The sequence below is a fragment of the Pseudomonas sp. NPDC098747 genome (genome assembly GCF_044760045.1).
Lineage (GTDB): Bacteria > Pseudomonadota > Gammaproteobacteria > Pseudomonadales > Pseudomonadaceae > Aquipseudomonas.
Window position 1 is genome coordinate 1 of sequence record NZ_JBIWAL010000094.1, and the last position, 11,479, is coordinate 11,479.

The following is an 11,479-nucleotide window of genomic DNA, read 5'->3' on the forward strand; positions in this document are numbered from 1 at the left end:
TCTGCGGTTCTGAGGTTTTTTCACAGGGGAGCGAGGGCAAAAGTGCGCAAGAAGTTGCGCAGTACTGCGCAACTTCTTGCGCACTTGGCTACAGGACACGTGGCACATGGGCTGTAGCGATTTTAAAGGCAAAATATTACGTACAACTGCGCAACTTCTTGCGCAGTATGGCCAGATGATGGCGTTGGCTGGAAATCGCTGGTTTTCAACAAATGACCAATCCAGCGCCATTTTTTGCCGGTCCGTCACTGGTCAGCCATCTCCCCGTTACTGGAAAGTCCCAAGCCAGAGCCTGTTGTACTTTAACGCCAAGGGTTAAAAAGCGTCTTATTAATGAAACACCGCCCTCGGCTATACTCCCCGCATTTCGACCTAGGTACGAGGAATCACTGTGAAGAACTGGACGTTGCGCCAACGCATTTTGGCGAGCTTTGCGGTGATTATCGCCATCATGTTGCTGATGGTTGTTCTCTCGTATTCGCGGCTTCTGAAAATCGAAGCCAGTGAAAACAGCGTGCGCGATGATGCGATCCCCGGGGTTTATTACAGCTCGATGATTCGTGGCGCCTGGGTCGACAGTTATTTGCAGACGCAGGAACTGCTCGGCTTAAAGAAAGGGCAGGGGATTTCCAGCGAGGACGCGGCGCAATACAAGGCGTTCGAAAACCGTCTGCAAGAGCAAATGGCCAACTACCGCAAGACCATTGCGATCGATCAGGACCGAATCGAGTTCGCTACTTTCGAGAAGTACCACGACACCTACATGCAGATTCAGGATCAGGTGCTGGATCTGCACGCACGCAATCTGGAGGCCGATGCGGTCAAGCTGTTCAATGAGAAGCTGACACCGGCGTGGTACAGCGGCCGGATGAAGCTCAACGACATCATCGGTTGGAACAAGAAAGTCGCCGATGAGGCCATGACCAACATTGACGAGGCGGTGGGGGCTGCCAAGGTCAGCATGCTCGTCTCGCTGCTGGTCGCCGTGCTGGCGGCCGGCGCCTGCGGTTTGCTGTTGATGCGCGCGATCATGGCGCCGATGAACCGCATCGTGAAAATCCTCGAAATCATGCGTACCGGCGACTTGAGCGGCCGTTTGAATCTCGACCGCAAAGACGAATTCGGTGCAGTGGAAACGGGCTTCAACGACATGATGACCGAGCTGACGGCTTTGGTGTCCCAGGCCCAGCGCTCGTCGGTGCAGGTCACCACGTCGGTGACCGAGATCGCCGCTACCTCCAAACAACAGCAAGCCACCGCCACCGAAACCGCTGCCACGACCACCGAAATCGGCGCGACGTCCCGTGAGATCGCCGCGACTTCTCGCGATCTGGTGCGCACCATGACCGAAGTGTCGACCGCTGCCGATCAGGCCTCGGTGCTCGCAGGTTCCGGTCAGCAGGGTCTGGCCCGCATGGAAGACACCATGCACTCGGTGATGGGCGCGGCGGATCTGGTCAACGCCAAACTGGCGATCCTCAATGAGAAGGCTGGCAACATCAATCAGGTGGTGGTGACCATCGTCAAGGTCGCTGACCAGACCAACCTGCTGTCGCTCAACGCCGCCATTGAAGCGGAGAAGGCCGGCGAGTACGGTCGCGGTTTCGCCGTGGTCGCCACCGAAGTGCGACGTCTGGCAGATCAGACCGCTGTAGCGACTTATGACATCGAACAAATGGTCCGCGAGATCCAGTCGGCGGTGTCTGCCGGGGTGATGGGCATGGACAAGTTCTCCGAGGAAGTGCGTCGCGGCATGTCAGAAGTGCAGCAGGTTGGCGAGCAGCTTTCGCAGATCATCCATCAAGTGCAGGCGCTGGCGCCGCGGGTGTTGATGGTGAACGAAGGCATGCAGGCCCAGGCCACCGGCGCCGAGCAGATCAACCATGCGCTGGTGCAGTTGGGCGATGCCAGCAGCCAGACCGTCGAGTCGCTGCGTCAGGCCAGTTTCGCTATCGACGAACTGAGCCAGGTGGCCGTCGGGCTGCGCAGCGGCGTTTCGCGATTTAAAGTCTGATGAGCGAAATCATCGCCAAGCGTGGCGCTGCTCAGGTGGCGAAGCAGGCGTTGTTCCTGCTGTTTCGCATCGGCAGCGAGCGCTATGCGTTGCGCGCCACGGAAGTGGCCGAAGTGCTGCCGCGCCTGCCATTGAAGCCGATTGCCTGCGCGCCGCATTGGGTCGCCGGGGTGTTCGCCTACCGCGGCGCGGTGGTGCCGGTGATTGATCTCAGTGCGCTGACGTTTGGCAAACCCGCCGAGGCGCGGACCAGTACGCGACTGGTGCTGGTTCACTATCGTGTGGACGAAGCCCAGCCGGGGCAATGGCTTGGGCTGATTCTTGAACAAGCCACCGATACCCTGCGTTGCAATCCAGAGGATTTTCAGCCCTACGGCCTCGACAACCGTGAGGCGCCTTACCTCGGCCCTGTGCGTGAAGATGCGCAGGGACTGGTGCAATGGGTGAGGGTCAATGACTTGCTTGATGACGCCGTGCGCACGTTGCTGTTTCCCTCGCCACCGCGCGATCCGGCGCAACTTGAGGCGCAGTCATGAGTAGCGATCAGCGCTTTTTCGACTTCCTCAAAGAGCGTATCGGCCTCGATGTCACCTCGGTGGGCCCGGCGATCATCGAGCGGGCGGTGCGCCAGCGCACAACGCTTTCACAAGCTGCGCATGCCGACGAGTACTGGCAACTGCTGCAAGGCTCGCGGGACGAGCAACAGGCACTGATCGAGGCGGTGATCGTTCCCGAAACCTGGTTTTTCCGCTATCCGGAGTCCTTCGCCACGCTCGGAAAACTGGCGCGTCAGCGACTCGTCGAGCTGAACAACATGCGCGCGCTGCGCATTCTCAGCCTGCCTTGCTCCACCGGCGAAGAGCCCTATTCGATTGCCATGGCGTTGCTTGATGCGGGGCTAAAACCGCATCAGTTCAAAGTCGACGGCATGGACGTCAGCCCGCTGTCGGTGGACAAGGCGCTGCGGGCGCTGTACGGCAAGAACTCGTTTCGCGGGCAGGATCTGGACTATCGCGAGCGTCACTTCAGCGCTGAACAGGACGGTCATCGCGTCAACGAATATGTACGCGAGCAGGTGCGCTTGCAGGTCGGTAATGTGCTCGATCCGATGCTGTTGAACGCCGAGCCAGCCTTCGATTTCGTGTTCTGTCGCAACCTGCTGATCTATTTCGATCAGCCGACCCAGCAGCAAGTCTTCGAAGTGCTCAAGCGCCTGACACACGTCGACGGCGTGCTGTTTATCGGTCCGGCCGAGGGCAGTTTGCTCGGGCGTCTGGGCATGCGCTCGATTGGCATCCCGCAGTCGTTTGCGTTCAGTCGCCACAACGAGCCTGCGCCTGAACCATTGCCACCCCCTGCGCCAATCCCTTTGCCCGTGTACCCACCGCTGCGCAGCACGCCGCCGCCACCGCCCTTACGCAATCGACCGTTTGCTGGTGTAACAACCATGCCGGTCACCGGCAAAAGCAGCAATCCCGACGCGGCAACGCTGTTGGCGAATATTGCCGCGCTGGCCAATGAAGGCAAAAGCGCTGAGGCCCGCGCCGCGTGCGATCAATACTTGCGCAGCCACGAACCCGTGGCACAGGTGTTTTATTGGCTTGGCCTGCTCAGCGATGTCGCTGGCCTGACGCTCGAAGCCCAGGGGTTCTATCGCAAAGCCTTGTACCTCGAACCGCAACATTCCGAAGCGTTGATGCACCTGGCCGCACTGTTGCAGGCTCAGGGCGACAGCGTCGGTGCCAGACGATTGCAGGAACGCGCCGCTCGCAGCGGCCGCACCGCCGACAGTGAGCGTAAACGATGATCGCCGACACCTTGAACGTCACCCACGAAGACGCCCAGGCCATCGATGATTGCTGGAACCGCATCGGCATTCACGGCGACAAGTCGTGCCCGCTGCTGGAAGAACACATCCATTGCCGTAATTGCTCGGTGTATTCCGCCGCCGCCACACGCCTGCTCGACCGGTATGCCTTGCAGCAGGACGAGCGTGATCCGGTGGCGGCAGTGGTTGAAACCGACCTGAAGACCCGCTCGCTGCTGATGTTCCGTCTCGGTGAAGAGTGGCTGGGGCTGGCCACGCGCAGCCTCGTTGAGGTGGCGCCGATGCAGGCGATTCACTCGTTGCCGCACCAGCGCTCGCGCGCCTTGCTTGGTGTTGCGAATGTGCGCGGAGCATTGGTGGCCTGCTTGTCGCTGGTCGAATTACTGGGTCTGGATGGCAGCGCGGCGCCGGCACCCGGCGCGCGGATAATGCCGCGCATGCTGATCATCGCCGCCGATGGCGGACCGGTTGTCGTGCCGGTGGATGAAGTGGACGGCATTCATGCCATTGACGAGCGAATTCTTGATGCCGCCTCGCAATCCGGTGCTCAAGCCAGTGCCAAATACACCCGTGGCGTGCTGCAATTTCGGGGTCGCAGCCTGCGTTGGCTGAATGAAGAACAGCTGTTGTCCGCCGTGACCCGGAGCCTCACATGACCCCCGAGCAAATGCGCGACGCCTCGCTGCTTGAGCTGTTCAGCCTTGAAGCCGAAGCCCAGACCCAAGTTCTCAGCGCTGGGCTGTTGGCGCTGGAGCGCAACCCGACCCAGGCCGATCAGCTCGAATCGTGCATGCGCGCGGCGCACTCGCTCAAAGGCGCGGCGCGGATCGTCGGCGTCGACAGCGGCGTCAGCGTCGCCCACGTGATGGAAGATTGTCTGGTCTGCGCTCAGGAGGGGCGGTTGCTGCTGCGTCCAGAGCATATCGACGCGTTATTGCAGGGCACCGATTTGCTGATGCGCATTGCGACGCCCGCGAGTGCGCCGCAACCGGCAGACATCGAGGCGTATGTGGCGTTGATGGGGCAACTGCTGGATCCGTCGGCCCCGTCAGTCCCGGTCGTCGCCCCCGTCATGGCCGAGTTGCAGCTTGAAGCGCCGCCGCCAGTTGAACCAACGCCAGCGCCCACTATAGAAGCCTTGGTCGATACATCCGAACCCGTACTACGCAAGAACAGACGCACCACCGAGGGTGGCGAGCGCGTTTTGCGCGTCACCGCTGAGCGCCTGAACAGTCTGCTCGATCTGTCGAGTAAATCGCTGGTGGAAACCCAGCGCCTCAAGCCGCATCTGGCAACCATGCAGCGCCTCAAACGCATGCAGAACAATGGCCTGCGCGCGCTGGAAAACCTCAATGTCCATCTCAAGGAACATGCCCTGGGCCTTGAGGCGCTGGAAGCGTTGGAGGATGCGCGGCGTCTGCTCTCCGAGTCGCAACAGTTGCTGGCTGAGAAAAACGCCGAACTCGATGAATTCGCCTGGCAAGCCAGCCAACGCGCGCAGGTGCTCTACGACACGGCGCTGGCCTGTCGCATGCGGCCGTTTGCTGACGTGCTCAGCGGTCAGGCGCGGATGGTGCGTGATCTGGGTCGCAGCCTCGGCAAGCAGGTCCGACTGGAGATCGAAGGCGAGAAAACCCAGGTCGACCGCGACGTGCTGGAAAAACTCGAAGCACCGCTCACCCATCTGCTGCGCAACGCGGTCGACCATGGTATCGAACCCCCTGAGCAGCGCTTGCTCAAGGGCAAGCCTGAGGAAGGCCTGATCCGCCTGCGCGCCTCGCATCAAGCCGGATTGCTGGTGCTGGAATTGAGTGATGACGGCAACGGCGTTGATCTGGAAAAGGTCCGCCGTAGCATCATCGAGCGCCAACTGTCTCCGGCCGAAACAGCGGCGCAGTTGAGCGAAGAGGAACTGCTGACTTTCCTCTTCCTCCCCGGTTTCAGCCTGCGCGACACCGTGACCGAAGTGTCCGGCCGTGGCGTCGGGCTCGACGCGGTGCAGCACATGGTGCGCCAGTTGCGTGGTGCGGTGGAGCTGGAGCAGACGGCGGGCGAGGGCAGCCGTTTTCATCTTGAAGTGCCGCTGACCCTGTCGGTGGTACGCAGTCTGGTGGTGGAAGTCGGTGAAGAGGCGTACGCCTTCCCGCTGGCGCACATCGAGCGCATGTGCGATCTGACCCCCGAGGACATCGTGCAGGTCGAAGGTCGTCAGCATTTCTGGCACGAAGGCCGGCATGTCGGACTGGTAGCCGCGAGCCAGTTGCTGCAACGCCCAGCGAGCCAGAACAGCGGCGAGACCCTCAAAGTCGTGGTGATCCGCGAGCGCGAGGCGATCTACGGCGTGGCGGTCGAACGCTTCATTGGTGAACGCACGTTGGTCGTATTGCCACTGGACGAGCGTCTGGGCAAAGTCCAGGACATCTCCGCCGGCGCCTTGCTCGATGACGGTTCGGTGGTGCTGATCGTCGACGTCGAAGACATGCTGCGTTCAGTGGACAAACTGCTCAATACCGGGCGCCTGGAGCGTATCGCCCGCCACGGCAATCAGGCCGCAGAAACCGCGCGCAAGCGGGTGCTGGTGGTCGATGACTCGCTGACCGTGCGCGAACTGCAACGCAAGCTGCTGCTCAATCGCGGCTACGACGTGGCCGTCGCGGTGGACGGCATGGACGGTTGGAACGCGCTGCGTTCGGAGGATTTCGATTTGCTGATTACCGACATCGACATGCCACGCATGGACGGTATCGAACTGGTGACCTTGTTGCGCCGCGACAACCGTTTGCAATCACTGCCGGTGATGGTCGTTTCGTACAAGGATCGTGAAGAAGATCGCCGCCGTGGACTGGACGCCGGGGCCGACTATTATTTAGCCAAAGCCAGTTTTCATGACGACGCCCTGCTTGATGCAGTGGTCGAGCTCATCGGAGGAGCGCGGGCATGAAAATCGCAATCGTCAACGACATGCCAATGGCGGTGGAGGCCCTGCGCCGGGCGTTGGCCTTTGAGCCCGCGCATCAAGTGGTCTGGGTCGCCTACAACGGCGCCGAGGCGGTGCGCCTGTGTGCGGAAAACACGCCGGATCTGATCCTTATGGATTTGATCATGCCGGTGATGGACGGCGTCGAAGCCACTCGGCGGATCATGGCCGAATCGCCATGCGCTATTGTCATTGTTACGGTCGACCGCCAGCAGAACGTGCACCGGGTCTTCGAAGCGATGGGCCACGGTGCGCTGGATGTGGTCGACACCCCGGCCATTGGCGCAGGCAATGCGCAGGAAGCGGCGGCGCCGTTGCTGCGCAAGATCCTCAATATCGGCTGGCTGATCGGCGAGAAAACGCCGCGCGCGCGTTCGGCACCGCTGCCCCAGCGCAGTCCTGGCTCGCGCCAGCGGCTGGTGGCGATCGGCTCGTCCGCTGGCGGGCCGGCGGCGCTGGAGGTCCTGCTCAAGGGTTTGCCGCGCAACTTTTCCGCGGCCATCGTGCTGGTACAGCACGTTGACCAGGTGTTCGCTGCCGGCATGGCCGAATGGCTCGCCAGCGCCAGTGGCCTGGACGTGCGTCTGGCCCGCGAAGGCGAACCGCCGCAGACCGGCGTGGTGCTGCTGGCCGGCACCAACCACCATATTCGCTTGTTGAAAAACGGCACGCTGGCCTATACCGCCGAGCCGGTCAACGAGATCTACCGACCTTCGATCGACGTGTTTTTCGAGAGCGTCGTCAGCTACTGGAACGGCGATGCGGTCGGGGTTTTATTGACCGGCATGGGGCGAGACGGCGCGCAAGGGCTTAAGCTCATGCGCCAACAGGGTTATCTGACCATCGCCCAGGATCAGCAAAGCAGTGCGGTGTACGGCATGCCCAAGGCTGCCGCGGCAATCGATGCCGCCGTAGAAATCCGTCCACTGGAAAAGATAGCGCCGCGATTGCTGGAGATTTTCCCAAAATGAACAGTTTTATCCGCAATCCTGGCCCCCGCAGCACTCAGGTGACAGCCCATGAATGATTTACAGATCGACGACATTAAAACCGACGAAAATGCCGCCATGGTGTTGTTGGTGGACGATCAAGCGATGATCGGCGAAGCCGTACGCCGTGGGCTGTCGAATGAAGAGAACATCGACTTCCACTTCTGCTCCGACCCGCATCAGGCCATTGCGCAAGCGGTGCGGATCAAGCCGACGGTGATCCTCCAGGACTTGGTGATGCCCGGCCTCGACGGCCTGAGCCTGGTGCGCGAATACCGCAATCACCCGGCGACCAAGGACATTCCAATCATTGTCCTGTCGACCAAGGAAGACCCGCTGATCAAGAGCGCGGCGTTTTCCGCGGGCGCCAACGATTATCTGGTGAAGCTGCCAGACACCATCGAACTGGTGGCGCGCATTCGCTATCACTCGCGCTCCTACATGACGTTATTGCAACGGGACGCGGCGTACCGTGCGCTGCGCGTCAGTCAGCAGCAGTTGCTCGACACTAACCTGGTGCTGCAACGCCTGATGAACTCCGATGGCCTGACCGGGCTGTCGAACCGTCGCCACTTCGACGAATACCTGGAGCTGGAATGGCGCCGCTCGTTGCGCGATCAGAGCCAGTTGTCGCTGTTGATGATCGACGTCGATTACTTCAAATCCTATAACGACACGTTCGGCCATGTCGAAGGCGATGAAGCATTGCGCAAGGTCGCCACGGCCATCCGCGACGCCAGTGCGCGACCGTCGGACTTGCCGGCGCGTTACGGTGGCGAGGAGTTTGCGCTGGTATTGCCGAATACTTCGCCGGGCGGCGCTCGACTGGTGGCGGAGAAGCTGCGCCAGACCGTGGCGTCCCTGAAGATTCCACACATTTCGCCCAACGAAGGCACGAGCCTGACCATCAGCATCGGCCTGGCGACCATGGTCCCGCAGGCAGGCAGCGATTGCCGGTTGCTGATCTCGGCGGCGGATCGCGGGTTGTATCTGGCCAAGAACAATGGGCGTAATCAGGTCGGGATCGAGTAACGGCCACCCCTCACCCCAGCCCTCTCCCGGAGGGAGAGGGGGCCGACCGAGGTGTCTCACGATCTGCACCGACCTGAAAGACCTTGTCGATTATGAATTCGACAAAAACCTTTCAGGTCGGTGTACCTCTCAAATATCCCCCAATCGGTCCCCTCTCCCTCTGGGAGAGGGCTAGGGTGAGGGCAGGCAATCTCAACCCGAACAGAAAACCTCAATCCATCCCCCCAACAGCCGCCAGACGGGCTGCCGTTACAGCCCGATTACGTTATACTCGCCGGCTTTCAAAAGTTCGCCAACGAGTGCTGCCCGCCATGGAAATCAACCCGATCCTGAACACCATCAAGGACCTGTCCGAGCGCTCCGAAACTATTCGGGGGTATCTTTGACTACGATCAAAAGCACGAGCGTCTGACTGAAGTCAATCGCGAGCTTGAAGATCCGAGTGTCTGGAACAAACCTGAATACGCCCAGGAACTGGGCCGCGAGCGCTCTGCGCTGGCGCAAATCGTCGACACCCTCGACGAATTGAACGGCGGTCTGGCCGATTGCCGCGACCTGCTGGACATGGCCGTCGAAGAAAACGACGAAGGCGCAGTGAGCGATGTTGTCGCTGAACTGGCCCGTCTCGAGGCCAATCTGGCCAAGCTTGAATTCCGTCGCATGTTCAGCCATGAAATGGACCCGAACAACGCCTACCTGGATATTCAGGCCGGCTCCGGCGGTACCGAGGCTCAAGACTGGGCCAACATCCTGCTGCGCATGTACCTGCGCTGGGCTGACAAACGCGGTTTTGACGCGACCATCATGGAACTGTCCGCCGGTGAAGTCGCCGGGATCAAGGGCGCGACCGTGCACATCAAAGGTGAATACGCCTTTGGCTGGCTGCGGACCGAGATCGGCGTACACCGTCTGGTGCGCAAGAGCCCGTTCGACTCCGGCAACCGTCGCCACACCTCGTTCTCCGCGGTTTTCGTCTCGCCAGAGATCGATGACAAAGTGGAAATCGACATCAACCCGTCAGACCTGCGGATCGACACTTATCGCTCCTCCGGTGCCGGTGGTCAGCACGTAAACACCACCGACTCGGCCGTACGTATTACTCACGTACCGACCAACACCGTGGTCAGCTGCCAGAACGAACGTTCCCAGCACGCCAACAAGGATACCGCCATGAAAATGCTGCGGGCCAAGTTGTACGAGCAGGAAATGCAAAAGCGCAACGCGGCGTCCCAGGCGCTGGAAGACACCAAGTCCGACATCGGCTGGGGTCACCAGATCCGCTCCTATGTACTGGATGCCTCGCGCATCAAGGACCTGCGGACCAACATCGAACGCAGCGACTGCGACAAGGTGCTCGATGGCGACATCGATGAATACCTGGAAGCCAGCCTGAAATCGGGGCTGTAAGCCGTCAGCCCGACCTTAAGTCCCCTGTCATTGGCGGGGGCAACGAACCTGTGATGGAAGATTTAAAGACATGAGCGACCAACAACTCGATCCGCAAGCCCTGCAACAGGAAGAAAACTCCCTGATCGCCCTGCGCAAGGAAAAGCTTGCTGCCGAGCGCGCCAAGGGCAATGCCTTCCCGAACGACTTCCGCCGCGACAACTACTGCGATGCGTTGCAGAAACAGTACGCGGACAAGACCAAGGAAGAGCTGGCAGAGGCTGCAATCCCGGTCAAGGTTGCCGGTCGCATCATGCTCAACCGTGGCTCGTTCATGGTGATTCAGGACATGACCGGTCGCATTCAGGTCTACGTCAACCGTAAAACCCTGTCCGAAGAAACCCTGGCCGAGGTGAAAACCTGGGACATGGGCGACATCATTGCTGCTGAAGGCACCCTGGCCCGTTCCGGCAAAGGCGACCTGTACGTTGAAATGACCACCGTGCGCCTGCTGACCAAGTCGCTGCGCCCGCTGCCGGACAAGCACCACGGCCTGACCGACACCGAACAGCGCTATCGTCAGCGCTACGTTGACCTGATCGTCAATGAAGAAGTGCGCCAGACCTTCCGCGTGCGTTCGCAAGTGATTGCGCACATCCGCAGCTTCTTGATGGAGCGCGACTTCCTTGAAGTTGAAACGCCAATGCTGCAGACCATTCCGGGCGGCGCTGCGGCCAAGCCGTTCGAAACCCACCACAATGCGCTGGACATGGAAATGTTCCTGCGTATCGCGCCTGAGCTGTATCTGAAGCGTCTGGTGGTTGGCGGCTTTGAAAAGGTTTTCGAGATCAACCGCAACTTCCGTAACGAAGGCGTTTCGACCCGTCACAACCCTGAATTCACCATGTTGGAGTTCTACCAGGCTTACGCCGACTACGAAGACAACATGGACCTGACCGAAGAGTTGTTCCGCGAACTGGCGCAGCTGGTGCTGGGCAGCACCGACGTGCCATACGGCGACAAGGTGTTCCACTTCGGCGAGCCGTTCGTGCGTCTGTCGGTGTTCGACTCGATCCTCACGTCCACCCCAGAGCGGACCGCCGATGATCTGAACGACATCGACAAGGCTCGCGCCATCGCCAAGAAGGCCGGCGCCAAGGTGCTGGGCTTCGAAGGTCTGGGCAAGCTTCAAGTGATGATTTTCGAAGAACTGGTCGATCACAAGCTGGAACAGACGCACTTCATCACCCAGT

9 protein-coding genes are annotated in these 11,479 nt (G+C 60.5%); all 9 read left to right on the forward strand.

Annotated elements, in window-relative coordinates; translation table 11 throughout:
- The first annotated feature begins 391 nt into the window (after positions 1-391).
- The gene (locus tag ACIQVE_RS28310; protein WP_402815036.1) at positions 392-2,014 is read left to right on the forward strand and encodes a methyl-accepting chemotaxis protein; all 1,623 of its coding nucleotides are present in this window, start codon (positions 392-394) and stop codon (positions 2,012-2,014) included.
- Positions 2,014-2,550 carry a chemotaxis protein CheW gene (locus ACIQVE_RS28315; protein ID WP_402815039.1) on the forward strand — a complete coding sequence of 179 codons (537 nt, stop codon included), beginning with the start codon at positions 2,014-2,016 and terminating at the stop codon, positions 2,548-2,550. Before ACIQVE_RS28310 ends, ACIQVE_RS28315 begins: the two co-directional genes overlap by 1 nt.
- Positions 2,547-3,821 carry a CheR family methyltransferase gene (locus ACIQVE_RS28320; RefSeq protein WP_402815041.1) on the forward strand — a complete coding sequence of 425 codons (1,275 nt, stop codon included), beginning with the start codon at positions 2,547-2,549 and terminating at the stop codon, positions 3,819-3,821. Before ACIQVE_RS28315 ends, ACIQVE_RS28320 begins: the two co-directional genes overlap by 4 nt.
- Positions 3,818-4,498 (forward strand): chemotaxis protein CheW, encoded by a 681-nt coding sequence (locus ACIQVE_RS28325; RefSeq protein ID WP_402815044.1) that lies wholly within the window; start codon positions 3,818-3,820, stop codon positions 4,496-4,498. The genes ACIQVE_RS28320 and ACIQVE_RS28325 overlap by 4 nt, the downstream gene beginning before the upstream one ends.
- A complete protein-coding gene (locus ACIQVE_RS28330) occupies positions 4,495-6,783 on the forward strand; it encodes a hybrid sensor histidine kinase/response regulator (protein WP_402815047.1) in 2,289 nt (762 codons plus the stop codon). Before ACIQVE_RS28325 ends, ACIQVE_RS28330 begins: the two co-directional genes overlap by 4 nt.
- Positions 6,780-7,790, forward strand: coding sequence for a chemotaxis response regulator protein-glutamate methylesterase (locus ACIQVE_RS28335; RefSeq protein WP_402815050.1), 1,011 nt, complete (start codon positions 6,780-6,782; stop codon positions 7,788-7,790). Before ACIQVE_RS28330 ends, ACIQVE_RS28335 begins: the two co-directional genes overlap by 4 nt.
- Positions 7,791-7,838: 48 nt before the next feature.
- Positions 7,839-8,840, forward strand: a complete 1,002-nt coding sequence (locus ACIQVE_RS28340) for a diguanylate cyclase domain-containing protein (RefSeq protein ID WP_402815052.1) — start codon at positions 7,839-7,841, stop codon at positions 8,838-8,840.
- 311 nt (positions 8,841-9,151) lie between these two features.
- A protein-coding gene (gene prfB / locus ACIQVE_RS28345; RefSeq protein WP_402815055.1) for a peptide chain release factor 2 occupies positions 9,152-10,247 on the forward strand; the annotation gives its coding sequence in 2 pieces (ribosomal slippage) (positions 9,152-9,223 and positions 9,225-10,247; 1,095 coding nt in all).
- Positions 10,248-10,317: 70 nt separating this feature from the next.
- Positions 10,318-11,479: lysine--tRNA ligase (gene lysS / locus ACIQVE_RS28350; protein WP_402815058.1), on the forward strand; the 1,162-nt coding region annotated here is incomplete at its 3' end.

Excerpts from the sequence above, each read along its gene's own strand:
- ACIQVE_RS28315 (WP_402815039.1), top strand. The coding sequence starts at position 2,014 with ATGAGCGAAATCATCGCCAAGCGTGGCGCTGCTCAGGTGGCGAAGCAG.
- ACIQVE_RS28325 (WP_402815044.1), top strand. The coding sequence starts at position 3,818 with ATGATCGCCGACACCTTGAACGTCACCCACGAAGACGCCCAGGCCATC.
- ACIQVE_RS28330 (WP_402815047.1), top strand. The coding sequence starts at position 4,495 with ATGACCCCCGAGCAAATGCGCGACGCCTCGCTGCTTGAGCTGTTCAGC.
- ACIQVE_RS28335 (WP_402815050.1), top strand. The coding sequence starts at position 6,780 with ATGAAAATCGCAATCGTCAACGACATGCCAATGGCGGTGGAGGCCCTG.
- ACIQVE_RS28320 (WP_402815041.1), top strand. The coding sequence starts at position 2,547 with ATGAGTAGCGATCAGCGCTTTTTCGACTTCCTCAAAGAGCGTATCGGC.
- ACIQVE_RS28340 (WP_402815052.1), top strand. The coding sequence starts at position 7,839 with ATGAATGATTTACAGATCGACGACATTAAAACCGACGAAAATGCCGCC.